At 48.5% G+C, this 25018-nt stretch carries 23 protein-coding genes; 19 read left to right on the forward strand and 4 right to left on the reverse strand.

Annotated features, from left to right (window positions below; translation table 11 throughout):
• Positions 1-4: 4 nt before the first annotated feature.
• From BUB86_RS04185 to BUB86_RS04220, 8 genes are all read left to right on the forward strand, one after another.
• Entirely contained in the window at positions 5-262 is a 258-nt protein-coding gene (locus BUB86_RS04185; protein ID WP_073206356.1) for a helix-turn-helix domain-containing protein, read from the forward strand.
• Positions 263-415: 153 nt separating this feature from the next.
• A complete protein-coding gene (locus tag BUB86_RS04190; RefSeq protein ID WP_073205975.1) occupies positions 416-1330 on the forward strand; it encodes a hypothetical protein in 915 nt (304 codons plus the stop codon).
• Positions 1331-1481: 151 nt separating this feature from the next.
• Positions 1482-1961: a hypothetical protein gene (locus BUB86_RS04195; RefSeq protein ID WP_073205978.1), complete on the forward strand. Its 480-nt coding sequence runs from the start codon at positions 1482-1484 to the stop codon at positions 1959-1961.
• 271 nt (positions 1962-2232) lie between these two features.
• A complete protein-coding gene (locus BUB86_RS04200) occupies positions 2233-2595 on the forward strand; it encodes a phage antirepressor KilAC domain-containing protein (RefSeq protein ID WP_081373091.1) in 363 nt (120 codons plus the stop codon).
• Positions 2596-2607: 12 nt separating this feature from the next.
• Entirely contained in the window at positions 2608-2904 is a 297-nt protein-coding gene (locus BUB86_RS04205; RefSeq protein ID WP_073205985.1) for a hypothetical protein, read from the forward strand.
• Between the two features lie 66 nt (positions 2905-2970).
• Entirely contained in the window at positions 2971-3297 is a 327-nt protein-coding gene (locus BUB86_RS04210) for a hypothetical protein (protein ID WP_073205989.1), read from the forward strand.
• Positions 3297-5702 carry a hypothetical protein gene (locus BUB86_RS04215; RefSeq protein ID WP_175549406.1) on the forward strand — a complete coding sequence of 802 codons (2406 nt, stop codon included), beginning with the start codon at positions 3297-3299 and terminating at the stop codon, positions 5700-5702. The genes BUB86_RS04210 and BUB86_RS04215 overlap by 1 nt, the downstream gene beginning before the upstream one ends.
• A gap of 46 nt (positions 5703-5748) precedes the next feature.
• Positions 5749-6204, forward strand: a complete 456-nt coding sequence (locus tag BUB86_RS04220) for a D-Ala-D-Ala carboxypeptidase family metallohydrolase (RefSeq protein ID WP_073205992.1) — start codon at positions 5749-5751, stop codon at positions 6202-6204.
• 5 nt (positions 6205-6209) lie between these two features.
• Here the strand turns inward: BUB86_RS04220 and BUB86_RS04225 are convergent, their stop codons facing one another.
• The 4 genes from BUB86_RS04225 to BUB86_RS04235 form a co-directional block, all read right to left on the reverse strand.
• A complete protein-coding gene (locus tag BUB86_RS04225; protein WP_073205995.1) occupies positions 6210-8228 on the reverse strand; it encodes a beta-galactosidase in 2019 nt (672 codons plus the stop codon).
• A gap of 8 nt (positions 8229-8236) precedes the next feature.
• Positions 8237-8398: a hypothetical protein gene (locus BUB86_RS17525; protein WP_175549407.1), complete on the reverse strand. Its 162-nt coding sequence runs from the start codon at positions 8396-8398 to the stop codon at positions 8237-8239.
• A gap of 109 nt (positions 8399-8507) precedes the next feature.
• Positions 8508-10781, reverse strand: a complete 2274-nt coding sequence (locus tag BUB86_RS04230; RefSeq protein ID WP_073205999.1) for a glycosyl hydrolase 115 family protein — start codon at positions 10779-10781, stop codon at positions 8508-8510.
• 223 nt (positions 10782-11004) lie between these two features.
• A complete protein-coding gene (locus BUB86_RS04235; protein ID WP_254795093.1) occupies positions 11005-11832 on the reverse strand; it encodes an SGNH/GDSL hydrolase family protein in 828 nt (275 codons plus the stop codon).
• A 106-nt stretch (positions 11833-11938) separates the two neighbouring features.
• On the opposite strand from BUB86_RS04235, the gene BUB86_RS04240 reads away from it, so the two are divergent.
• The 11 genes from BUB86_RS04240 to BUB86_RS04280 all read left to right on the forward strand — a co-directional run bounded on the left by BUB86_RS04240 (position 11939) and on the right by BUB86_RS04280 (position 25000).
• The gene (locus tag BUB86_RS04240) at positions 11939-12625 is read left to right on the forward strand and encodes a DUF554 domain-containing protein (protein WP_073206002.1); all 687 of its coding nucleotides are present in this window, start codon (positions 11939-11941) and stop codon (positions 12623-12625) included.
• 359 nt (positions 12626-12984) lie between these two features.
• Complete coding sequence (locus BUB86_RS18110) at positions 12985-13119, forward strand: hypothetical protein (protein ID WP_262503376.1); 135 nt, start codon at positions 12985-12987, stop codon at positions 13117-13119.
• Between the two features lie 148 nt (positions 13120-13267).
• Positions 13268-13426 carry a hypothetical protein gene (locus BUB86_RS17530; protein ID WP_175549408.1) on the forward strand — a complete coding sequence of 53 codons (159 nt, stop codon included), beginning with the start codon at positions 13268-13270 and terminating at the stop codon, positions 13424-13426.
• 173 nt (positions 13427-13599) lie between these two features.
• The gene (locus BUB86_RS04245) at positions 13600-14577 is read left to right on the forward strand and encodes an aldo/keto reductase (protein ID WP_073206005.1); all 978 of its coding nucleotides are present in this window, start codon (positions 13600-13602) and stop codon (positions 14575-14577) included.
• A 9-nt stretch (positions 14578-14586) separates the two neighbouring features.
• Entirely contained in the window at positions 14587-16200 is a 1614-nt protein-coding gene (locus tag BUB86_RS04250; protein ID WP_073206009.1) for a rhamnogalacturonan acetylesterase, read from the forward strand.
• A gap of 13 nt (positions 16201-16213) precedes the next feature.
• Positions 16214-16531, forward strand: a complete 318-nt coding sequence (gene rhaM / locus BUB86_RS04255; protein ID WP_073206012.1) for an L-rhamnose mutarotase — start codon at positions 16214-16216, stop codon at positions 16529-16531.
• A 1-nt stretch (position 16532) separates the two neighbouring features.
• Complete coding sequence (locus BUB86_RS04260; protein WP_073206014.1) at positions 16533-19226, forward strand: sugar-binding domain-containing protein; 2694 nt, start codon at positions 16533-16535, stop codon at positions 19224-19226.
• A 137-nt stretch (positions 19227-19363) separates the two neighbouring features.
• A complete protein-coding gene (locus BUB86_RS04265; RefSeq protein WP_081373092.1) occupies positions 19364-20683 on the forward strand; it encodes a glycoside hydrolase family 28 protein in 1320 nt (439 codons plus the stop codon).
• Positions 20676-22193 carry a rhamnulokinase gene (locus BUB86_RS04270; protein WP_073206017.1) on the forward strand — a complete coding sequence of 506 codons (1518 nt, stop codon included), beginning with the start codon at positions 20676-20678 and terminating at the stop codon, positions 22191-22193. The genes BUB86_RS04265 and BUB86_RS04270 overlap by 8 nt, the downstream gene beginning before the upstream one ends.
• 15 nt (positions 22194-22208) lie before the next feature.
• Positions 22209-23639 (forward strand): arabinose isomerase, encoded by a 1431-nt coding sequence (locus tag BUB86_RS04275; protein WP_073206020.1) that lies wholly within the window; start codon positions 22209-22211, stop codon positions 23637-23639.
• 29 nt (positions 23640-23668) lie between these two features.
• Positions 23669-25000, forward strand: coding sequence for an MFS transporter (locus tag BUB86_RS04280; protein ID WP_073206023.1), 1332 nt, complete (start codon positions 23669-23671; stop codon positions 24998-25000).
• Positions 25001-25018: the final 18 nt, after the last annotated feature.

The raw sequence follows: 25018 nt of genomic DNA on the forward strand, positions 1-25018 counted from the left end.
GCATTTGGCAGAGAAGTATGGAGTGAAGGGTACCCTGAGCCGTGAAGAATTTGATGCACGCGCTAAGGCGTGGTATTATGCAGAACTGCTTCGTGATGAACGAAAGCGTCAGAAGATGACTCAGCAGGAGTTGGCTGAGCTGATAGGAAAGAAACGTGAGTATATCTCGGCATTGGAGCAAGGTCACACGGATATGCAATTATCTACATTTGTGCTCATTGCTAATGCACTTGGCTTGAGATTCTCCTTAGTTGTGGGATAATCCGTGGTTTGACCTTACTACTATGTAGTAAGAGGTTTTTGAGATGATCGGTCCTGAGATTTGGGGCCGATTTTTTGTGCGTAAATATTTGCTTGGTTCAAGGAAAATAAGTACCTTTGCACTACTAAACCCAAATAAAAACAGAATAGAACAATGAATATTATGAAGTACTACAAATGCCATATCGCACCAAGCGATGTGGATCAAGGAGGGGCGCCTTTATTACAAGGTAAGGGCGTCTTTACTAAGATTTTTAGTGAGGATTCCCTTAAAAAGAAAAAATTCTTGTTGGCCCATACCCCTAAGCAGATGGTGTTTTATCATGAGTATGCATTGCCGCCCCAAAATGACAGGTATGTGATACTTGTGGCTAACTGTAGGGTGAGAGAATATCAGGTAGATCTGTTTGAAAAGACCACCGTGGCCGACCATCCGTACCTGTATATGGTAGTAGATGCCACAACCGATGAGCCCATGGTGGCCATAGAGGAATGCAAGCAATGCAAAAAGGCCGCAGAAGAGGTGAGACTGGTGCTTGAATACTCGCTGAACAGAGATATGGAGACAAGCGGATGGCAAGTGACGCTGACTGAATATGAACCAACCGATGATGACGTAGCTAAAGTACACGAACTGACGAAAGACATACACGACCCGCAAAACGTGAACCGTACGCTGGAAACCAAATATGGACTAGAGAAAACTGACTTCTTGATTAGAAACTACTTAGAGTATCGCCAAAAGGTTACTAAACCAAAGAAATCGAATAACTTCAGAGATTACATACTTCACAATAACAAGAATCTGGTGATAAACCTGATTAGAAAAGTGATACAGGATACGAAAGAACTGGTGTCGAAGAGTGTGTCGAGGATATTCAGATTTCTGAAAGACCACGAAGTGATTTCATGCCCCAAATTCGAGGCGGTGATACGAGAGTTTCCAGAACTAGAAGACCATGTGTCGTCAAGTAGGTTTAATACTTATATACGCCAATTGGACAATCCATTTGAAAACGACCCCGTTTGTGACTATTTATACAGAAAATTTGAAATATTACTGACATAACACCCCCCTAAGCAGGTTTTATCGGTTCGACCCGTTAAGACCTGCTTTTTTTATTGCATAGGTCGATAAAACCTAATATCTTTGCGCCCGAAATGGAGTGAAGATTGGGCCCTTTCTGATCTCAAAGTTTAATTCTGAAAATTTTTAAATGATGAGACAGATTGTTTTGAATCTTGATGATGAGGCTTTTGAGCCTTTTATGGGTTTGCTGGCATTATGCCGGCAGGTACAGATAGTAGGCGAGAGCGAGGTGACCGACGTGCTGAACAACCGTGATCAGTGTATGAAGCAAGCCATAGAAACGCTTCGCGAAAATAAGGTGTTTAAGCATGGCTATGATTTCGCCTGGATTATGGTGGCTATCAACCAAGGTGTGCTTGACGATTACGAAGGATTCCGTTCGCCACAGGCGTTTCTGGATTATCTATATGAGATAGGTATAGACAATCTGCCATCACGTTATTCGCTATCTCGTGCTTACTCGATTATATTCCATACGTATCCTGACTGGACCTTTAAGGATGTGGATGGCGCTACCGAAACACTTAGACGTAAAAACGTGGTTAGGCAGTTTCTGACTGCTTATGCAGCGGCTAAAAGAGGCCTTTGCAACAAGTTTTGCAACAAATGAAAGAACCCTGCAACAACTTCTGCACCAAGTGGTTTTGAGATGATTAGTAACTGAAAAAGTATTTCTAATTTTGCACCGTCGAAAGGAAAAAACAACAATCCGAAACGACGGTGCTCTTTGACTTATTGATACAAAAGATCCTTCAGAAGGCTGAAGAAATGAAAGGGAAGTGAAAGGGAAGTGAAAGGGAAGTAAAAGGGATGTATACATTATTAATAATAAATATAAAGGTCGCTTAAAAGGAGGCGACGTAAAATAAAAAAAGGAGAATATGAATACAATGATTATTTCGATTTCGGAATTGACTAGCAACCATGTTGTTAAAGAGGCAGACCTGATGATAGCTGAAGAGCTGAAACAACTGAACAGCTACAGCAAGTTCTGCTACACTGCTACTGAGATAGCAAAAACCTACGGAATGAAGGGCAACGACCTGATATCGTTTCTGAAAGACCGTAGAATAATTAAAAAAGTGAACGGCAACTATATGCCCACCGGACAGTACCAGAACCAAGGACTAACGGCGTATCGATACTCGATGAAGTACACCCAGCAAGGACAGCGAAAAATTAAAATGACCTTGGTTTGGACCGAGAAAGGGAGAGAGTTTCTTAAGGAAATTATTAAACATTAAACATTAAATATTATGAAGAAGAATGTAGTGATGCGGAATATTGCCGAGGGCAATCGCATTTATCAGGAGATGAAAAAGTCGATGTTGTCGGTAGAGCCAACCATCGGCAGTCTGGTATCGATGAACTATGCGTTGAGCAAGTTGCTGGCCAACTATAAGCTGGCGATGCAGAAACTCGACATCGATGTTGATGCATATCTAGCCGACATGACGAAATGGTGGGAGAACCAACTGGAATGCGGTGAGGCCGATGATCAAGAAGATTTTGACGCCTTTGCCTATACCGTTGACCGACTGGCAGAGGCTTGATGCTACCAGAACCCAAACTTAAACCTGCTTTTACAAATAACACACACAACAACACACACATAAAAGATGAAGAAATTTGTATTTATTGTTAACGCTATTGAGGTTATTAATATCATAAAGACTGGAAAAAAGCTACAGGCTGTTATTTCGTACGACCCTCAAACACGCATGATAGTTATAAAACCCAACAATCCACCTAAGACCAAGGTGAGCCGAACAGAGCTGCTGGGGCATACCGACTTTGGCCGAGTGACTCGTAATAGCAAGTTTGTGAACATTATCCAGCACTTGCCCATTATGATGGGGGCCAAGCGCATGATAAAGGCCATAGACCGCGAGACTATTGATGTGAAGGATATTATAGAAACCAACGAAATTATTGAAAGAGTATAATGATTAACTATGTTTATACTGACAGGAGCGGGCATAAGAAGGCCCGCCCTGTTAAGAACCGAAAGGAATATGTAGCCATTAGAAACACAGATGCGAATGTGAAGAATTTTGCTGCGGCACGAGCTGGCGACAAAAAAGCAAAAATGGCGCTGAAACAGTTTAATTATAACGACCTGTTGCCAAACGGTGTGTTGCGCGGATGTCATCACTCGGCATCGACCTTTGCGCACGATATAGATTGCGGAAATGAGGAAGAATGCAAAGAAATGGCGCAGAGGATTCTCGCCAAAAAAGAAGAGATTGGGCTGTTGGAACTGTCTGTTTCAAGCGGATGGGGGTTGCACGCGGTGTGTCGTAGAGAACCAGGAAAAACCATACTGGAGTGCCAGGTAAAAATGGCGATGGCCACGCAGACCGAAATGGACACCAACGCACACGACCAGGCGAGAGTACTCTTTACCGGGCCGGCAACCGACGATGTGCTGCTGTATCTGGATGATGCGATATTCGACGAACTGCTGAGCGAGGAGCAGAGTGCCGAGGAGTATCAGCGCCTGAAGAATCGAGAGAAAAGTGGCGCCGAGGATGTGCCCGCGGGGGCCAAGAAGGCGAATAAGCATTATCGCCCGTGGGAAACCCAAGGGGGGCCGAACGAGCGCATGAACAATGGAGGGGAAATAAAATCATTTAAAGGTATACCGTATGAGCAGATTATTGAAGAGTGGTGGCGGCAGAATGGGGGCGTGCCTCAGGAGGGCGAGAGGAATGTTAAGCTATACCAACTTGCCGTTAGTCTTAGGGCTATTTGCGATAATAGCAAGCAGCTGGTGCTTAGTGTGGTGCCTCGTCTGGGCTTGGATGATCTGGAGGTTGAGCGTATAGTCGACTCGGCTTGTAAGGAAACACCAAAGGGCTTGTCGAAGGCCATGCAAAGTGTGCTTTCAGCACTCGGCATTTCAAATGCCGGTATTAGTTTCAGTCGAATTCTAAATTCGACTGAACAGCAACAGCAGATGGATAAATGGCTATGGGAATGGGGAGCGCAGATAGAAGCGCTGTTTGATGATTTCCCTATTCTGAAGGACATTTGTCGCGGCCTGAAACGCAATCAATATGCAGCGGCACTCTTTGTGTCGGGTGGATTTATGATGACGCTGATGACACGCTGCAAGTACAGCTTCTACCACCGTCCGGAAGAACTGCGCAGATTGAACTGCGAGGTGCAGGTGATTGGTGATCCTGCAAGCGGAAAGAGCTTTGCCACTCGCCTGTATAAGCAACTGATAGCCCCGATTATTGCGGCAGATAGAGTGGGCAAGGAGGCCATCAACGCCTATCGCGAGCAGATGAAGACCAAGGGTGCCAACAAGGAGAAACCCAAGAAGCCTAAGGTGGCCATCCGCGTGCATCCCGCCAGAACCAGTAATGCCCAGTTTATACAGGATATGGTGAATAGCGTAGAGGAGATTGATGGCGAAAAGATACAGCTGCACATGCTGACTTTTGACACCGAGCTGGATAACACGATGCGTGTTCAGAAAAGTGGCTCGTGGATGGATAAAGAATCGCTGGAGCTCAAGGCATTCCACAACGAGGAAGATGGTCAGTTTTATAGCAATATGGACTCCATCGTCGAGAACTTTGTGGTGACCTGGAACTATGTGTATACCGGTACGCCGCTGGCTTTGAAAGCAAAGATTAACGAGCGTAATTTCGGCTCGGGATTGGCTACCCGCCTAACATGTATCCCCTTGCCACCCACCAATTTCGAGATGATTAGTCGTGAGCGCCATGATGATGCAGCAAGCGATGAACGTCTGAAGGAATGGGGAGAAAAATTAGACCGCATGAAGGGCATATTGAGCCTGGATAAGATTGTGGATGAACTCTATGATTGGACGGCCCGCCGCATGGAGGATGCCAAGGAGGACAATTCTAAGGCGGAAGAGATGCTGCTGAAGCGATGCGCCTATCACGGCATTAACTTCTCGGCGCCGTTCATCGTGATGCGCCATTGGGATAAAATCCATCAAGATGGGGCCTACTATTGCGGTGAGTTTGAGACCGATGATGTAGACTGGAAGTTGGCAGAACTGATTGTTAACATCCAATACGCTTGTCAGCGTCATTATTTTCTTGCGTTGGCAGAGAAATACTTCGACGATCAGCAGCGCGAGGTGTCGATGAATAGTCATCGTAAAAACAAAACTTACGAAGGCTTTAGCCGATTGCCAGAAGAGTTTATGGTTGAGGATGTCATTGCATGTTTCTCGCTTTTGTCTGCATCAGCAGCAAGAATGAAGATTAAGCGATTGTCTGAAGATCATTTAATTGAAAAGATTGATGATTATGTGGACAACGGTACTACCAAAGCAATCTATAAGAAAATTGGTATTATGGTTTGACGCCGTAACGCAGTAACGCAGTAACATTAGAAAATTGAAACATTAAATGGAAGAGATTATTCAATTAAATAGTGGGGCGAAACTTTCGCCTCACTTTACATTGGGGGAGTTGACGAAGAGTAGTAGTCATCCTGAGATTTATAACATTCCTAGTCATGAGGCGATTGCTAACCTGAAGCAGGTGTGCGTGTGGTTGGAGGAGTTAAGAAAGCGGTATAATCAACCGATTATAATTAACTCTGGCTATCGATCGCTGCAGTTGAATCGGGCGATAGGTGGGGTGGCTACGTCGAACCATCTTACTGGCTGTGCAGTGGATATCCGCGTGGATGGATTGGAGCAGTTGATAGTCTATGCGGCGATATTGCTCGATATCAGCCGCGACTGGCAGCAGGATTTCGACGAACTGCTCATCGAGAAAAATCGCCATGGCGCCATGTGGCTGCACTTTGCGGTGCGGCCTTCGGGAAATCGCAGAAAAGTTTTGTTTATAAATGCTTGATATTACTACCTATTTATTATTATAATACTATTAACGGCCTCGCCGGGGGTGGTGTCGGCTTCGCGGGGGAAGTAGACGGGCATATCCTTCTGCAGTGGCAGGATACGGAGCTCCAGCTCTCGGCACCCCTCGGGCAGACGCCATAGGGCATACTGGAATGGGCGACCGTTGTAGAAATTGTCGTCAATCAGCTTGCCATTGGCATAGAGACGGGCCACGTCGCCGCGGTAGTTGATGGTTATGAGGTGAGAGCGGAGAGATGAGTAGTCTGCTGGGAGCGTGATGGTGTAGACGGCAGCTTGCTCAAAGTCGGCATCGGTGGGCTCCTCGGCTACTTTGTTGACGCCGATGGTAATGGGGCGGGGAGAGCCTGCCTCGCGAACCTTTTTAACGATGGGAGCCTGATATGCGATGTCGTGATGCCCCTCTTCTTCTAAGAACAACCGCCCGGCCTGCTCGGAAGTGAGCAGGTAGATGTTCTGATAAACGGGCTTATCGGCACCTTTCGGCTTGAGGTTACGAAGCACCTTACGGCCAACGGCCAGGGTGGTGGGGATGCCCTTGATCTGCTCAAGATAAATCTTGCCATCGCGCTTGGCTACCAGCTGGGCGGTGGCGTAGTTGATGCCATCGATGTTAACAGGAAAAATGCACATGGCACCAGCAGGAATGGTGAGCTTGGGCAGAGTTACACCGCATGCCTCGAGCTGAACACCGCGCTTGGCCGTGAGGTGCTGCAGGCGCTCGTAGTTGTTGACGAAGATGAAACCGCTGCCATCCTTTTCGCGTACACTCCAACGCAGGTGTGAGTCGTCGCCCTTCTTGATATCCTGAGCGCAAGGAAAACGGGCCTCCATGGGGGCCAGCACCTCGCCCCAATCGTGCATAAACAGATGGAGCTTGCGCAGCATGTAGTAGTGAGGATTGCGCTGACCGAACTCGCCCAACGGTGCCTGGAAGTCGTAGGTTTTTACGGGCATATCGTTGTAGTTGGTGGCAACGGTGCGCTGTGTCTCGTTGAGATAGGTGAGCCCATCGGGGTTGGTGCCGCCGTGATACATGTAATAGCCCAGCAGGTTAGAACCGCTGCCCAGCTTGACGATGGCCATCGAGTAGGCATCTTCAGGGTAGAGGTAGGGGCGGCGATGGTAGGCGGGCATCATGCCGCCACCTAGCTCGCAGGTGAAATAAGGATAGGTGCCGGCTGATGGGTGATGAGTGGTGGAGTAGTCGAGCTGTTCGGAGCCGATGGCGCCCGAGACTTGAGAGGCGGTGAAGTTGAACGCCTTGTAGTAGTTGCCGGCCGTCTCCTCGATGCTGCGATCCCAGAAGCCGTCGGCATAGTCGCCATACAGGGGCAGCATCTCGCCAAAGGGCACGGGCGTGGCCAACTCGGGCCAGCCTGTGCGGGTGTAGAAAGGCAGGTTGAAGCCTATCTGCAGGGCGATACGCTTGAGCGCCATGAGGTATTCGCCCCGGCCGCGATACTCATTGTCGAACTGGGCGCCTATCACGGGGCCGCCATCCTTCCACTGCAGCCCTTGAACCTGGGTGAAAATCTGTCGATAAAGCTGCTCTACCATGCCTAGGAACACGGGATTCTCCTGGCGCGTTTTGCAACCTTTGGTGAACACCCAGTCGGGGATGCCGCCATTGCGCACCTCGCCGTGACAGAACGGACCAAGGCGCAGCACCACGGGCATGCGTTGCTGCTGGCACACCTCGAGAAAATGGCGCAGATTGCGCTGACCGTCCCAGCGGAAGATGCCCTCCTGCTCTTCGACGTGGTTCCAGAATACGTAGGTGGCGATGATGGTGACACCGCCCTCCTTCATCTTCTTTACCTCGGAGGCCCACTCGCCGGCTGGGATGCGCGAGTAGTGAACCTCGCCCATGACGGGGCACACACGACGGCCGTCGATGATGAGACTATGGCGATCCCAACTTACGGAGGCATTTCCGGCTTTCAACCCGCCGGCCATCATCAGCAGGCAGAGGGATAGGAGAGAGAACTTCTTGATCATATGGGTTGTTATTTTATGAATTGACTGAACTGCAGGATGCCAAGATGGTTTACATCCAGATGCTCGACCTCTTCCAGGTAGCGCTTGGCCTTCTCTTTATCGCCCATGCCATAGTAGCCCAGGGCCATGCCCTGATAGAATAATAAAAATCCTTTGTTTAAGATACTCATTGTTGTTATCGCAATTAAAAATTCGATGCAAAGGTACGTTTTTTTTTGCAAACTAAAAAACAAAATAGAGAAATGTTGATGCATGCAGTAAGTGTTCCGTTGTCGGTGGTTACATATGCCTCGGACAACCATTACATACTATCATTATTTGATCTAATACGAAATGGTGATCAAGGGCCTGAATGGTGAGCGTGTGCGAGCCGGAGCTTAATTGGGTCTTAAGTTTGCGTAAGGCCTGGCCGCGTAGCACATTCTGTTTCCACTGTTCTGAGCGGAAGGGCTCTTTTAGGTTGAAGACGGTTGGCGCGCCTCCGTCGATGGCAACGCTGAAACGCAGATCGCCATGATCGTTGGGCTGGGTTGGTATCAAAGCCAGCTGTAATAGGTATTCACCTTTCTTCTCGGTTGTGAAACGATATGTTAGTGTGCCATCCTTTGGCAGGGCTACGGCATTCATAGAATGGCCTAACATCTGGATGGTCTTAACGCTGGTTGATGCTTCTGTATAATCACAGGCATTCATTTTACAAACGTAGTCCACTGGCTTACCCGTTAATTGGGCACAAACATTGTCGAATACGGGCAGGCGCCGTGGGGCTGCATCCATCAGATGATGCCACTTGCCATGATTCATTTCATTATAATGTTGGGTTAACTGCTGAATCTCGTTGTAGGCACGCTGGCTCTGCACTGAATCGGAAAGAATCTTGCGGTTCATGGCGGCTGTAGCGAAAACGGGATACTCTATGATTGCGAAGAAGGCATCTCTCAATGACTGGCGAATAAGAGGGCGCACGGCGATGATGTCGGCCTTGAGATGTTCAAATGCTGACACGCGGCGCGCTGCCTCGATGGCTGTCAGGGGCACCTCGGAAACAGGAGACAGACCGCGAGGATATTTCTTCTTGTCGAGCTCTACCTGCGTATAACCCATGAATTCAGGACGGCGCTGACCGCAGAGATGATAGAATTCGTGCATGATAGGGAAGATCTGCTGTCCAGCCTCTGTACCAAACTCACGACAGAGCCATGAACGATAGTGGTGATTCAGCGTGTCTCCGTTTACGCAGTTGATGTTCCATGCCATATCAAGGAATAACTCCAACTGATAACCAGCCACTTTGGGGTCGTGGACATTTGCAATCCAAAGGCGGCGCACGTTGTAATCGTAAGCCTGGCGCATCTCGTTGTAAATCAGTCCTGGCTGGGTAGTAGTCAACCAAAGATAGTCGTGCGGACGGCCCCAGTAACTCAGGTGATAATAAACACCGCTTCCGCCCCCTCGCTGTTGTTCTTGGGCATCGGAGAGGCGCGTCATATAGCCGTAGTTGTCATCGCACCACATCAGTGTGACATAGTCAGGAACTTTGAGACCTTTTTCGTACAGCTGCAGCACCTCTTTATAGGGAACAAACACCTGCATCAGTTTCTGCGGGTTACCGATATACTTTCGCAGCAACTCCTGCTGGTCGTCAATGACTTGTTGGAGAGCCTCGAGCTTTTCCTGCTCTGTTTGATAGCCCTCCATCGAGCTGTCGTGAATACCGCGCATGCCGATGGTAAACATGTTGTCTTTGGAGTGTTTTACTTCCTGTAGTCTTTCTATCCAGTACTTCTGCACGGCCTCGCGATTGGTGCGGTAGTTAAAGGCACCGCGCTGTTTTACATTCCATTCGTCCACGTTATTCCTCAACAGTGGCTCGCAGTGCGATGTGCCTATCACAATACCGCATGAGTCGGCCATAGCCTTGGCTCCTGGTATCTTGAAAAATGCTGTGGTGCCCGAATGCATGGCAGGCCAGATGGCGTTAGCTCTGAGGCGTAATAGCAGTTGGAATATCTTCTTGTATGTCTGTATACCTATTGTCCCTTTGTTATTGGGCTCGAAAGTATTGCTGCTCCAAGGACGTAACGACCAATCTTCGTCGTTTAGAAATATACCGCGATATGCCACGCTGGGTTGTTGAGCGGTCTTGAAGTCGGCTGGTAGCGCGAGGCAGCTTTTCTTCTCGGGCTTCACGTCGCCCCACCATATCCAGGGCGATACGCCTGCCAGACGTGAGAGTTCCAACAGACCGTAGGCCATGCCTCGTCCGTTGTTGCCTTCTACGATGATCTGTCCATCTTTCACGTAGATGTGGAACCCATCAGCAGCTCCTTTGCCCTGTGTGATTTTTATCGTAGACTTGGCAGAGGCCACAGGCTCCATGCCAGTCACCTGCATCATGTCGCTCTTCCACATGTCGAGGGCTATCTTCACCACAGGCTCTACCTTCTTTGGCGTGCTATAGGTAATAGGGCTCTTTCCGTCGAACCAGACCACTTCGGCGTTGATACTGATAGCAACGAAGAATACAGACAATAATAATGCTATTCTTTTCATTGTTTTAAGTTTGGTGCAAAGTTAGTATTTTTCTTTCATATATCCTATAAATAATGTCCGTAAATTAGTATTTCCCTTCAAATTATCTGTGTGCATATCGGAGGCTGTGCGTGGATTAATTGTCTTAAGAAACCATCTGTTTGAAAACCAACTAGATTTCAAATTATCTCTAATTTAGGTTTATCCCCCTTGTTATCTGATATAATTTGTTGCGTTTACGAACTCAGAACCGGCAAGGTAGTGACTGTAGTTGGTATAGCAGGGTGAGGGCTATACGGCGGTGACCGGCATCGTTGGGGTGCAGCAGGTCGGTCTGGGCGCTCTTAAAGTACTGTGCATGGGCGGCGGCCAGAGGGTAGAGGCCTGAAAGGGCGTTGAGGTCGATGACGGGAACGGCCCAGAGGTTGCCCGCCTCTTTGACCGCCTCCACATAGGCATCGATATACTCGCCGCAGCCGTTCTGGTAGGCCTCGTTAGGCTGTATGTTCTTCTCGCTCGAGTAGAAGTAGGCACGATGGATGGGGGTGAGCAGCACAATCTGCTTGGTGGGATACACCTCTTTCAGCTTGCTCAGTGCGATGTTGATGCGGCCGCGATAGGTGTTGGAGTCCATCACGGGCTTGCGCATGCGGCGCTCATAAGTGGCGCGGGGCTGGCCCTCGGCAAAGTCGACCGTGGTCTCTACCTCGTCGAACCATCGGCCAATGGGCACGTGGTGGTTGTAATCGTTGGTGCCGATAAATATCAGGATGGCGTCAATCGAGTCGCCATGCTGCTGAAGGCACTTATCGGTCTGATTGGGGATATCGTTCCATTGGCGACCGCTGATGGCATAAACATAAGGTTCAATGCCTAGCCACTGCTGCAACAGGTGCCAGTACTTAACTTTGGAACCGCTGTTGCGCGGATCGGTTACTGAATCGCCGAAGTAGGCCACTCGGGCGCCGCGCCAAGGATGCGTATCGCTCATTGCGGGCTGAGCCTTCATGCTGCTCGCCATCATCAGCAAGCAAAGGGCTGCGAAATAGATTTTCTTCATTATCTGCTTCATCGTTTTTTAAGTTTGATGCAAAGGTACAAAATATTGGTTAGAAACAAACTAATATTGAATAAAATTGTTATCTTTGCAGGCGAAATTTGAAAAATGTGAATAACAAATGATAGGAACTATAGTTAATACCTGTACCATTATAGCGGGCTCGTTGCTGGGGGCGCTGCTGAATAGGGGCATTAAAGATAAATATAAAGAGGTGTTGTATACGGGGCTGGGACTTGCGTCGCTGGCCATCGGACTGAATGCCACCATCAGCAATCTGCCCAAGAGCGAATATCCGGTGCTCTTTATCGTGTCGCTGGCAATAGGTGGCGTATGTGGTACCAAGCTTGATATAGACGGACGATTCAAGCGGCTAGTAAACAAACGCTCAAAGGCGGGCAATGCCAACAAGCTGGGCGACGGGCTGAGTACGGCCATCCTGCTGTACTGCATCGGGCCGCTCTCGATGCTGGGTCCTGTGATCTCGGCTCTGAAGGGCGACCACACATTTCTATTTACCAATGCCACGCTCGACTTTGTAAGCAGCACCATTTTTGCCTCGACCTACGGCATTGGGATGGTACTGGCAGCTCCGGTACTGTTTCTGTGGCAGGGCATGTTCTATGTGGTGGCCCAGATAAGCAGTACGGCTATCAGCGATGGTTTGATGTCGGAGCTGCTGATAATAGGAGGACTGATGATTACGGGTAGCGGATTGGGATTATTGAACCTGAAAGATTGCAAAACGCTGAACCTGCTGCCCTCACTTTTGGTGCCCGTTGTGTGGTATATCGCGCTAAATATTTAAAAAAGTGTGCCATTCTTACAGAAATGTTGTGCCAATTTAACAAAACTGCTGTTTTTTCATTGTCAATCAGGAAAAAATTGCTATCTTTGCAGCAGAAACAAATAATTTATTTTTTTTTAGTTTAACATTTTAAATATTACAACTATGGCAGAAGACAAGAACAAATTGAAGGAAGCTGAGCTCAATGAGGAGCAGCTCGACGAAGTAGCAGGTGGTAAGAAGCTTGAGCAGACTGAAGAACAAAAATGTCCCCTGGCTTAATAACCCTCTATTCGTCACAGCAAGTACACAAAAGGGACGGTTCCTTTTGTGTACTTCTTTAAGTAGAAAATAACAATACCTATTTAAATATTACAATGATGGCAGAAGACAAGAACAAAATAAAGGAAGCCGAGCTCAATGAGGAGCAGCTCGACGAAGTGAGCGGTGGTGCGAATGATCCATCTGCCCAGAGAGGAAAAGGTGAGTTACCTGCTGGTGGATTTACAAAATAAATGATTATGGCAGAAGACAAGAACAAAAAGAACTCTGAGCAACTCAACGATGCGCAACTCAGTGAAGTGAATGGTGGTGATAGGCTTACTGGTCCTGGTTGGTTACGTCGTGACGCATAATTTTAAACCTCGATAAAACTATTTACTTATGGCAGAAGACAAAATCAATCCAGAGCAGCCCAATGTAGAGCAGCCCAATGTAGAGCAGCCCCAGAACGAGCAGCTTCATGATGAGCAGCTGAGTAAGGTGAATGGTGGAGGCTTCTTGGAAGATCTCTTCAGAGTCTTTACCGGTTCCTCTGAATAATAAGGTGTTTGGCTTCTTATTCCCGATTTACTCCCCTTCTCGCATGAGGAGGGGAGTTCTATTTTCTCTTTTTATAGCTGCTTTTTGAACAATATTATGATTTTTTGTATAAAAACTTAAGCTAGAGAAGAAGATAATTTGTATCTTTGCAACAAAAATTACTAAAACAGATAATGTCTATGAAGGAAAACTATTTTGCGGACAAAAACCGCTATGACAATGGGATGGAATTTGAACGTTGCGGACGTTCGGGTGTGTTGCTGCCAAAGGTGAGCCTGGGATTCTGGCATAATTTTGGTAGTGTGGATCCATACGAGCGCAGCAGAGAGATAACACATTATGCATTCGACCATGGTATCACCCACTTCGACCTGGCAAATAATTACGGACCCGTTTACGGGTCGGCCGAAGAGACCATGGGGCGACTGATGGACGAGGACTTCCGTCCATATCGCGACGAATTGTTTATATCGAGCAAGGCCGGATACGATATGTGGCCTGGACCTTACGGCAACTGGGGATCGAGAAAATACCTGATGGCTAGCTTGGACCAGAGCTTGAAGCGCATGAAGATAGACTATGTTGACCTGTTCTACAGTCATCGTTACGACCCTGAGACACCATTGGAGGAAACTCTTCAGGCGTTGGTAGATATCGTACGTCAGGGTAAGGCACTCTATGTAGGTATCTCGAATTGGCCGCTGGATCCGCTGAAGTTCGGTTATGAGTATCTGAAGGCCCACGATGTGCCCCTGCTGATTTATCAGGGACGACTGAATATGCTGGATCGCAAACCGCAGGAGACGGGAATCCTGGATTTCTGCGCCGAAAAGGGTGTGGGCTTTATCGCTTTCTCGCCATTGGCACAGGGATTGTTGACCGACCGCTATCTGCATGGTATACCGGCTGACTCGCGTATGTCGAAGGGCAAATTCCTGCGTGAGGAGATGCTGACACCCGAGCTGCTGGCCAAGTTGCAGGCGTATAATCAGGTGGCAGAGAGTCGCAGAGAAACCCTTGCTGAGATGGCACTGGCGTGGATTCTACACCAAAAGGGCGTGACATCTGTACTGGTAGGTGCCAGCTCGACGGCCCAGTTGGAGAAGAATCTTCGTTGTGTAAATGCGGCTCCATTTGAGGGGCAAATATAATAGGTAGAAATGAAAAGACTGATATTTTTATTATTGGCAGCCTCGGTACTGACTGCACAGGCTCAGGTGGCCGAAGCGCCAAAAGACGTGAACGGTGTTATAGATAATACCCCCGACAGTATAGCCAAAGCAATGACGGCACGACCTGTTCCGGGATCGAGCAGAGTGGGTCACAACCCTGTGTTGTTCTTGATAGGAAATTCAACTATGCGTACCGGTACCATGGGAAATGGAAATAACGGTCAGTGGGGCTGGGGATATTACGCCCATGAGTATTTTGACCCTGCAAAGATAACGGTTGAGAATCAGGCGCTTGGAGGTATGAGCAGTCGTACCTTTTATAATAAGCTGTGGCAGCCTGTCAAACAGGCCATCCGTCCAGGCGACTGGGTGATTATTTCTATAGGTCATAACGACAACGGCCCCTACGACGAGGGGCGAGCCAGAGCCAGTATTCCTGGTGTAGGTGATGAGACACTCAACGTAACCATCAAAGAGACCGGTGAGCAAGAGACCGTTTATACCTATGGCGGTTATATGCGCAAGTATATCAACGATGTGAGGGAGCAGGGCGGTAACCCGATACTGATGTCGCTCACACCGCGTAATGCCTACGATGAGAATGGCAAGATAATACGCAAGCCACATACTCTGTGGCTGATGAAGGTAGCTGCTGAGGAGGGTGTGCCGTTTATCGATCTGAATGAGATATCAGGACAGAAACTGGATAGCTATGGTGCATGGAAGACGGATTACCACTTTTTCCTTGATAAGATTCACACCAGCCGTTTCGGCGCTATGATGAATGCCCGTTCGGCAGCCGAGGGGCTGATGGCGAGTCATAACCCCGCGCTGAATCCGCTGAAAGCCATGATGCGGAATGTGGAGCCATCTACGTGGCAGGCCGACCGTACCGGGGGCAAGCCTGTGGTGTTTTTTACCGGCGACAGTACCGTTAAGAACGAGGATAAAGACAAAGACGGTATGTGGGGCTGGGGAGCTGTGGCTAACACCGTATTCGACGAGAGCAAGATAAGCATTGTGAATGCAGCCATGGCTGGTCGCAGCTGCCGAAGCTATCTGAACGAGGGCCGTTGGGAGAAGGTTTACAACTCGTTGCAGCCGGGTGACTTTGTGCTGATACAGTTCGGACATAATGACATAAGTCCGATTGAAAAGCCCAAATATCGCGGTGCTATTGCCACAGCCGATGATACTTGTCATGTGTATCAGTTGGATAAGGGCGGCTACGAGGTGGTATACTCGTTTGGTTGGTATTTGAAGAAGTTTATTCAGGACGTTCGCGAGAAGGGGGCAACACCTGTTCTGGTTTCGCTAACCCCAAGAAACGAGTGGGAAAACGGCAAGATTGAGCGCCGCAACGATTCGTATGGCAAGTGGTATCGCCAAGTGGTGAAGAAAACGGGTGTGGAGTTTGTGGATCTGCATAACCTGGCAGCCGACTATCTGGACAAGAAGTGCGGCAGCAAGGCCAAGGCAGAGAAGTATTATAAGCGCGACCATACCCATACATCGCTGCTTGGAGCCAAGACCAACGCCAAGTGTGTGGCCCAAGGGCTGAGAGCCAATAAGAGTGCATTAGCAAACTATTTGAAGAAATAATAACTTAAAAACGATGAAGAGATTTGCATTTAAGATGCAACTGAAACCCGGTTGCGAGAAAGAATACGAGAAGCGTCATGCAGCCATCTGGCCAGAGCTGGTTAAGATGATTAAGGATGGGGGCGTGAGCAACTACAGCATCTACTGGGACAAGGAAACCAATATTCTGTTTGGTTATCAGGAGTGTGAGGGCGAAGGAAATTCGCAGGATACCGAGAACGTAGATCCGATCACCCAGAAATGGTGGGACATGATGGCCGACATCATGGATGTGAACCCTGATAACTCGCCTGTAACCATACCGCTTCAGGAGGTGTTCCATCTTGATTGATATGAGACGATTGTTGTTAAGCTGTTGGCTGATGTCGGCACTATCGGTGTTGGCACAACAGCATATTGACCTGAGTGGCGAGTGGCAGTTCCGTAGCGAGCGCGAGAGTGGGGTGGTGAAACTGCCCGGCTCGATGCTGACTAACGGCAAGGGCGACCAAGTGACGGTGGACACCAAGTGGACGGGTTCTCTCTACGACTCCAGCTTCTATTTCAACCCCTATATGGCTAAGTATCGCAAGGCCGGCGAGATGAAGTTCCCCTTCTTCTTGACGCCCCATCGCCATTATGTGGGCAATGCTTGGTATGAGCGCACGGTGATGGTGCCCAAGGCATGGAAGAAAAAGCAGGTAACGCTGTATCTGGAGCGCCCGCATATTGAAACTACGGTTTATGTGAACAACCATGAGGTGGGGCACCAGATGTCGCTCTCGGTGCCGCATGCTTACGATATTACACCTTATATAATATATGGAAAGGAAAACCAGATACGCATACAGGTGTATAACGGTATCGAAAACGTGTGCGTGGGACAGGATTCGCATAGCGTGACCGACCAGACACAAGGTAACTGGAACGGTATCGTAGGGCGCATAGAGTTGCAACAAGGGCCGGTCATCTGGCGCAAACGTGTGGTGCCTCATTTGGACAACCATACCGTTGACATCATCATCAACGAGGCTACATACCATTTGCCATTAGGAGCCGATACGCTGCTGTGGGATGAGTTCCACCCGCAGCTTTACACGCGTACCGTTAAATATAAGGGTATGCCTGTATGTGTGACCTTTGGTTTGCGAACCATTGGTGTAGAGGGTAGCAAGATTCTCGTTAATAACCATCAGGTATGGATGCGAGGTACGGTGGGCAACTGCTGTTTCCCCGAGACGGGCTATCCCCCTACCGATGAGGCTTCGTGGGAGCGTGTGTTGGTCAAGTGTAAGGAATACGGTATCAATCACATCCGCTTCCACTCTTATTGTCCGCCTGAAGCAGCCTTTAATGTGGCCGACCGCTTGGGCATCTATTTCCAGATAGAGGGCCCGTCGTGGCCTAATCATGGGGTGAAGCTACGTAGCGGTATGGCTATCGACCAATATCTGCTGGACGAAGGTCGCCGTATGATAGACACCTACGGTCATCATCCATCGTTCTGCATGATGGCTGCGGGCAATGAGCCAGCCGGCAACTGGGTGGCATATTGCAACGACTGGGTGAAGCAGATGAAAGCCTACGACCCTACGCGTATTTATTGCGGCGCATCGGTAGGTGGCGGTTGGGCTTGGGACGATGGCTCGGAATATCATGTGAAAGCTGGCGCCCGCGGCTTGGATTGGGATAAGCATGCCCCCCATAGTGATGACGACTACTATCAGCAGTTGCTCTATCCGCGTAACTATAAGGGTAGCGAGCCTAATCACGCCCCCATCATCGCCCACGAACAGGGACAATGGTGTGCATTTCCTGATTTTAAAGAGATATCACAATATACAGGTGCCTATAAGCCGGGCAATTTTGAGATATTCAGCGACTTGCTCCGTGATAACGGAATGGCATCACAGGCAGAGAAGTTTCTAATGGCCAGTGGACATCTGCAGGTTTTGGCCTATAAATATGAGATAGAGCGCAACCTGCGTACTAAGGATTATGCCGGTTTCCAGCTGTTGGGCCTTAACGATTATTCGGGGCAGGGTACGGCCTTAGTAGGTGTGCTGAATGTGCATTGGAATGAAAAGGGCTACTGCACCAGCGATGAGTGGAAGCAGTTCTGTGCCCCAGTAGTGCCTCTGGCCAAGTTCCCCAAGTTTGTGTATACAAACCATGAGACGTTGCAGGTGCCGGTAGAGGTTTATAATGCTTCGGAAAGCGAACTGGACGATGCACGGGTGACATGGAGGATAGCTGAGCACACAGGAACCTTTCCTGTAAGTTCCATTCAGCTGGGTAAGAATACCGAATTAGGAACAGTAAGCCTTTCGCTGGCCCAATATGAAAAACCCACGAAGCTGACACTGGAAGTGGCTATTGGCGGTAAGGCCTTCAACCATTGGGATTTCTGGGTGTATCCCCAGCAGCCTGCAGTTGCAGCAAAAGTGTATGAAACAGATACGTTGGATGCCAAGGCGCTGAAGGTGCTGGAAGATGGTGGCGACGTGCTGTTGACGGCCGCAGGAAAGATTCGTTATGGAAACGACGTGAAGCATACCTTTCTGCCCGTATTCTGGAATACCTCGTGGTTCAAGATGCGCCCGCCGCATACAACGGGTGCTTATATCCAGAACACCCATCCTGTGTTCCGCGATTTTCCAACCGACGATTGGCAGAACCTGAATTGGTGGGAGCTGACGAATAGAGCCCAGGTGATGAATCTGGCTGAATTCCCCCACGACTATCAGCCCATCGTTCAGCCTATAGATACATGGCACGTTTCGCGTAAACTGGGAATGCTGATTGAAGCCCGTGTGCTGAATGGGCGATTGCTGATGACGACGATGGACATCAGCAGTAGTCTGGAACATCGCCCAGTGGCTCGCCAACTGCGATACAGCATCATGAAGTACATGGCATCGGCCGACTTCAAGCCTGCCATCAGCCTTGAAGCTGATGTGATCAGACATCTGTTTGAGCAGGATGCACCACGTGTGGATATGTTTACTAAAGAGAGCCCTGACGAGCTGAAACCGAAAGTGATGTGATAAAAAATAGGTGAGAAATCGTAAATATCGTACGATTTCTTACCTTTTCGGACAATTTTTATCGTTATATATAGAAAATAATAGTAATTTTGTGCGCAGTTAAAACAAATTACTGATATAAAGAATATAAACGAGTCATGAGAAGATTTTTTGTGCTGTTTTTATCGGTGGCAATGGCTATGTCAGGAGTTGCCAGACCGAAAAAGAAAGCTGTAGTAGATGTATGGCCAGACAATTCGGTAATGGATGCCTGGTTCAAGGATACAACGAAGGTGGATGTGGCCAAGTTGGGTAAGCAGTATGTGATAACCGATTACGGCGTGAAGAACGATTCGACCATCGTGCAGACGGCAGCTATCCAGCGTGTGATAGACCGTGCTGCTCAGGATGGCGGTGGTGTGGTGGTGATTCCAGAAGGGACCTACATGACGGGTGCCATCTTCTTTAAGCAGGGTACACATCTGCATGTCATCGGCCGTCTGAAAGGTTCAGACCGTATAGCCGATTTCCCCATCATGCTGACACGTATTGAGGGTGAAACCTGTAACTATTTCCCCGCTTTGGTGAATGCCGATGGGGTGGATGGATTCAGTATCAGCGGTAAAGGCACTATCGATGGTAACGGACTGAACTTCTGGCAGGAGTTCTGGATTCGCCGTAAGTGGAACCCGCAGTGCACCAATAAGGATGCGCAGCGCCCACGACTGACGTATATCTCGAATTCAAAGAACGTTACCATTCAGGATGTGCATCTCGTCAATTCGCCATTTTGGACCAATCATGTCTATAAGAGCAATCATGTGCGCTATCTGGATTGCTATATCTTTGCTCCAACCGAGAAAATCTGGGCTCCCGACCCCAAGCGTGGCGCCCCCTCGTCGGATGCCATCGACATCGACGCTTGTAGCGATGTGCTCATCAACGGCTGTTTTATGCATGTGAACGATGATGCGGTGGTGCTGAAAGGTGGTAAGGGCACTTGGGCCGACAAAGACGAGACGAATGGTAATTGTGAGCGCATATTGATCCAGAACTGCCGATACGGTAAGGTGCATGGCTGTCTGACCTTAGGCTCGGAATCGCTGCACGATAGGAATATCATTCTGCGTAACTGTTATTCGGAACGTGCCGACCGCGTGTTGTGGCTGAAGATGAGACCAGATACACCTCAGCATTACGAATATGTGTTGGTAGAGAACATAACGGGCCACTGTAAGCGTTTCCTCTTTATCCATCCATGGACGCAGTTCTTTAAACCTGAACAGCGAGAAGATATGCCTGTTTCCAGATGTAACAACATCATGATGCGTAACATTCAGGTAGATGCCGAGACACAGTACGACGTGAAGACATCGGATAAGTATGAGCTGACAGACTTCATTATCGACGGAAAACCATTAACATTTGGCAAGAACCCCATATCAAACGAACAATTACAACATATAGTTTATGAATAATAACGGAGAATATTATTTTGCAGTAGATTTAGGAGCTACAAGCGGAAGAACCATTATAGGCAGGATTGCCGACAATAAATTTGAGCTGGAGGAGATAACACGTTTCCCCAATAATCTGATTGTGCAGGGCGGTCACTACTACTGGGATATCTTTGCACTTTACTTTGAAATCATCAAAGGTCTGAAAGAGGTGGCCCGTCGAGGGTTGAAGATAACCTCGATTGGTATCGACACCTGGGGCGTGGATTTCGTGTTCATCGGTGATGATAATGCCATTCTCCGCAACCCCCGTGCATACCGTGACCCCGTCACCTTTGAGGCCATGGATGATTATCTGAAGAATGTCTTTTCGAAGAAAGACGTATATAACGTGACAGGTATACAGTTTATGTTCTTCAACTCCTTGTTCCAGCTCTACGCCATGAGGAAGGAGGATAACAGCGCGTTTAACCACGCCAAGAAAATACTGTTTGTACCCGATGCACTGAGTTGGATGCTTACTGGCGAGGAGGTGTGTGAATATACCATCGCATCGACATCGCAGCTGCTCGACCCACGTACCAAGCAACTTGATGAACAGTTGCTGGCATCGTTAGGGCTCGACCGCTCCAAGTTCGGACGTATGGTGATGCCTGGAACACAGATAGGTGTGCTGACTAAGGAAGTGCAGGAACTTACCGGACTTGGAGCTGTGCCTGTTATTGCTGTGGCAGGTCACGATACAGGTTCGGCAGTGGCTGCCGTGCCTGCTAAGAACGAGCATTTTGCTTATCTGTCGAGTGGTACATGGAGCCTGATGGGTATCGAGACCAAGGATGCCATCATTAACGACCTGAGCTATGAGCGCAACTTTACCAACGAGGGTGGTGTAGAGGGGACAACGCGATTCCTGAAGAATATCTGTGGCATGTGGCTCTACGAGCGTTGCCGATTAGAGTGGCCCGAGGAGGTTCGAAAGTTGTCGCACCCCGAGCTGCAAGGTTCGGCCATGCAGGTAGAGGCATTTCGCTCTATTATCAATCCCGACGACCAAGTGTTTGCATCGCCAACATCAATGATTGGTGCCATCCAACAGTATTGTCGTGAAACCAATCAGCCCGTGCCTGAGACACCCGCCGAAATCTGCCGTTGTATCTTTGACTCGTTAGCTCTGCGCTATCGTCAGGTGTTCGGATGGCTACAGGAGTTCTTGGACAAGCCAAGTAGCGGAGCTGAACGCTCATCATTTAATCTGGATGTGCTGCACGTAATTGGCGGTGGTAGCCTGAATAAATATCTGAACCAGTTTACTGCCAATGCCACTGGTGCTACCGTATTAGCTGGTCCGCAGGAAGGTACCGCCATCGGCAACATCATGCTGCAAGCCAAGGCTGCCGGTATGGTTAAAGATATATGGGAGATGCGCCGCATCATTGCCAATAGTCTTGATCTGGTGAAATATGAGCCTACCGATAAGGCTATATGGGATGAGGCTTATGAGAAATATTTGAGAATAACTGATAATAAATAAGAAATAAACAAAATTATGGCAAAACCATTAGTTGAAACTAAAGCAAAAGTAGGCGTATTCAGTATTGCCCTACAGGCATATCTGCCACAGTTCCCTCAGCTTGTTCCTGAGTTTGAGGCACAGTATGAAGCATTTAAGAAGACACTGCCCGACACCATCGATATCATCGATGGCGGTATGGTAACCAGCAAAGAGCAATCGATGGCTGCAGGCGATAAGTTCCGTGCCGCAGATGTAGACCTCGTGATTCTGCAGATGCTGACTTATTGCACATCTTATAATATGTTGCCTGCCGTCCGCGATCTCGATGTACCTGTTGTGATCGTGAACCTGCAGAAAAAACTGGCTCCTGATTATGCCAAGACCGATATCCCAACATGGCTTGGTGAACTCTATGCCTGCGGTGCCATCGGCGAGATGGTAGCCGACCTGAATCGTGCCGGCAAGCGTTCGGCTGTGATTACAGGTGTTGTCGAGGGTGGCGATCCTGGTGTTCAGGCAGAGATAGAAGACTGGTGTCGTGCCGCCCAGGTGCGTCGCCGTTTCCGTGATACCAACATCGCACAGATTGGACGTCCTTATCCTGGTATGATGGATCTCTATATCGATGAGACCAACCTTTATCACCGTATGTTCGTATATACCAAGCAGTTCGATTGGGAAAAGATGTGGGCCATCGCTGATGATATTACTGATGAGGCAGCTATCCGTGCTAAGGCTGAGGATATTCTTGCAACCTTCGATATTGAGGGTGGCGGTACTGTAGAGAAGGTCTGGGATATGGCTAAGTATGTTGTAGCCTTCGAACAGTGGGTTAAGGACGAGAAACTGGGTATGATTGCATCGCACTACGACGGCTTTGCTCAGGGTGTGGCTGGTAAGCTGGACTCTATGTTGATTCCTGCTTTCTCCATGCTGATTAAGCAGCATACCGCTTGTGCCGTTGAGGGCGATATGAAGGTGGCTATGGCCATGTCAATACTGAAGACTATCAGTGGTACAGGTACACTGGCTGAGATGTACAGCATCGACTTCCCTAAGGATATCTGCATCATCGGTCACTCTGGTTCTGGCGACTTTGACATCTCTCAGGCCAAGAAGCCAACTATGAAGATTGTGCCCGTGTTCCATGGAAAGGCTGGTGGTGGTTATCTCACCCAGTTCTATCCTCCAACGGGTCCTGTTACCTATTTGGCAATTACTCAGGATAAGAACGGCGTGTTTAAGTTTGTGGTAGCTGAGGGTGTGAACGAGGATGGTCCTATCTTTACCTTCGGTGATACCAACATGCGTACTAAGTTCTCTCTGAGCTGTCGTGAGTTTGTAAACAAGTGGAGCGAGGCAGGTCCTACACACCACATGGCTGCTGCAGTAGGTCATCATATCGATACCATCCTGAAGGTGGCTAAGATATTCAACATCGAGTGTGACGTCGTTTGTCGTTAATTAAGAATTAGGAGTTAAGAATTAAGAAAATGGCTAATTCTGGTTCTTTAAAGAGTACACTGGCGGTGTCTCTGAATAATTATCTTGATGCCGGTGCCATTGTGGCTGGTGCCAGTGGTGTAACCCTGTGGCAGAACTACCTGGGACTGTCTGAGATGCATCTGGGTTGGCTTAACGCCCTGAGTGCCAATGCCCTGGGTGCTGCCATCGGTGCTATCATTGGTGGATTCCTGGCAGATAAATTCGGACGTAAGTTTATCTTTACTTACAATCTGTTGGTTTATATGACAGGTGTGCTCATTATTATGTTGAGCATGAATTTCCCTATGTTGCTGGCAGGATTTCTGGTTACAGGTATCTCGGTAGGTATCGGTGTGCCTGCATCGTGGACTTATATCTCTGAGAGTTCCGAGGTTAACAATCGCGGACGAAACATCTGTATCTCGCAGATGTCGTGGGGTATCGGTCCTATGGTCATTCTGCTTTTTGGTATGTTGTTTGCTCCTGGCGGTTATCTTTATGGTCCTGTAGAGGTGTTGGCTCATGCTATTGTAGGTGCTGATGCTGCTCAGACAGCTGTAGAGGTGTTTAGCTCGCGCGTTGTTTTTGCAACCCTGTTTATCGTGGCTTTCATTGCTTGGAACCTGCAGCGCCAGTTGGAAGAGAGTGCTGAATATACTGCCAATAAAGCCAAGGATAATAACGGCATTGTAGATAATATCAAGCTGTTGTTCACCAACAAGATTGCTGTTAAGACAGTTGCTTTCCTTGCTGCTATCTACCTTACCTGGAATTTGGTGGCAAGTGTGATGGGATTCTTTATGCCACACGTTTACGAGACGGCAGGCGGACTGAGCAACGAGATGGCAAACATGCTGAGTTGTGTGAGCTGGGTGTTTGTTGTAGTAACCACTTTCATCATCTCGTTCTATGTTGACAAGGTGGCTCATCGCTTCTTCTATGTTTTCGGACTTGCAGCAGCTTTAACTGCCTGGATCCTGATTGTTGGCGGCGGTGTGTCTACCATTGCTGGCATCTGGCTGTTTACCATCCTTTGGGGTGTAAACAACGGTAGTTCGGTACAGGTGTTCTACGCCTTGTGGGGTTCTGAATTGTTCCCTGCTAAGTTCCGTGCTGGCGCCCAGGGACTGATGTTCTTTATCGTTCGTGGCCTGTCGGCAGTTTGGGGATTGGTGTTCACCTTTATCTATGGCGACAATGGCGAAGGATTCACTCTGGCAGCTTATTGCATGATAGCACTGCTGTTAGCATCGCTGATAATTGGCTTGATAGGTATGCCGAATACCCGGGGAAAGTCGCTCGATCAGATTACAAAAGAGCGCTATGGAGACACTATTTAATTGATAATTGATAATTGA

Origin of the sequence: Xylanibacter ruminicola (genome assembly GCF_900142525.1) — a bacterium.
Taxonomy (GTDB): Bacteria; Bacteroidota; Bacteroidia; order Bacteroidales; family Bacteroidaceae; genus Prevotella; species Prevotella ruminicola_A.

Coding starts and splice junctions, on each gene's coding strand:
- BUB86_RS04190 (WP_073205975.1), top strand. CDS start 416: ATGAATATTATGAAGTACTACAAATGCCATATCGCACCAAGCGATGTG.
- BUB86_RS04195 (WP_073205978.1), top strand. CDS start 1,482: ATGAGACAGATTGTTTTGAATCTTGATGATGAGGCTTTTGAGCCTTTT.
- BUB86_RS04200 (WP_081373091.1), top strand. CDS start 2,233: ATGAATACAATGATTATTTCGATTTCGGAATTGACTAGCAACCATGTT.
- BUB86_RS04205 (WP_073205985.1), top strand. CDS start 2,608: ATGAAGAAGAATGTAGTGATGCGGAATATTGCCGAGGGCAATCGCATT.
- BUB86_RS04210 (WP_073205989.1), top strand. CDS start 2,971: ATGAAGAAATTTGTATTTATTGTTAACGCTATTGAGGTTATTAATATC.
- BUB86_RS04215 (WP_175549406.1), top strand. CDS start 3,297: ATGATTAACTATGTTTATACTGACAGGAGCGGGCATAAGAAGGCCCGC.
- BUB86_RS04220 (WP_073205992.1), top strand. CDS start 5,749: ATGGAAGAGATTATTCAATTAAATAGTGGGGCGAAACTTTCGCCTCAC.
- BUB86_RS04225 (WP_073205995.1), bottom strand. CDS start 8,228: ATGATCAAGAAGTTCTCTCTCCTATCCCTCTGCCTGCTGATGATGGCC.
- BUB86_RS17525 (WP_175549407.1), bottom strand. CDS start 8,398: ATGAGTATCTTAAACAAAGGATTTTTATTATTCTATCAGGGCATGGCC.
- BUB86_RS04230 (WP_073205999.1), bottom strand. CDS start 10,781: ATGAAAAGAATAGCATTATTATTGTCTGTATTCTTCGTTGCTATCAGT.
- BUB86_RS04235 (WP_254795093.1), bottom strand. CDS start 11,832: ATGAAGCAGATAATGAAGAAAATCTATTTCGCAGCCCTTTGCTTGCTG.
- BUB86_RS04240 (WP_073206002.1), top strand. CDS start 11,939: ATGATAGGAACTATAGTTAATACCTGTACCATTATAGCGGGCTCGTTG.
- BUB86_RS18110 (WP_262503376.1), top strand. CDS start 12,985: ATGGCAGAAGACAAGAACAAAATAAAGGAAGCCGAGCTCAATGAGGAG.
- BUB86_RS17530 (WP_175549408.1), top strand. CDS start 13,268: ATGGCAGAAGACAAAATCAATCCAGAGCAGCCCAATGTAGAGCAGCCC.
- BUB86_RS04245 (WP_073206005.1), top strand. CDS start 13,600: ATGTCTATGAAGGAAAACTATTTTGCGGACAAAAACCGCTATGACAAT.
- BUB86_RS04250 (WP_073206009.1), top strand. CDS start 14,587: ATGAAAAGACTGATATTTTTATTATTGGCAGCCTCGGTACTGACTGCA.
- rhaM (WP_073206012.1), top strand. CDS start 16,214: ATGAAGAGATTTGCATTTAAGATGCAACTGAAACCCGGTTGCGAGAAA.
- BUB86_RS04260 (WP_073206014.1), top strand. CDS start 16,533: ATGAGACGATTGTTGTTAAGCTGTTGGCTGATGTCGGCACTATCGGTG.
- BUB86_RS04265 (WP_081373092.1), top strand. CDS start 19,364: ATGAGAAGATTTTTTGTGCTGTTTTTATCGGTGGCAATGGCTATGTCA.
- BUB86_RS04270 (WP_073206017.1), top strand. CDS start 20,676: ATGAATAATAACGGAGAATATTATTTTGCAGTAGATTTAGGAGCTACA.
- BUB86_RS04275 (WP_073206020.1), top strand. CDS start 22,209: ATGGCAAAACCATTAGTTGAAACTAAAGCAAAAGTAGGCGTATTCAGT.
- BUB86_RS04280 (WP_073206023.1), top strand. CDS start 23,669: ATGGCTAATTCTGGTTCTTTAAAGAGTACACTGGCGGTGTCTCTGAAT.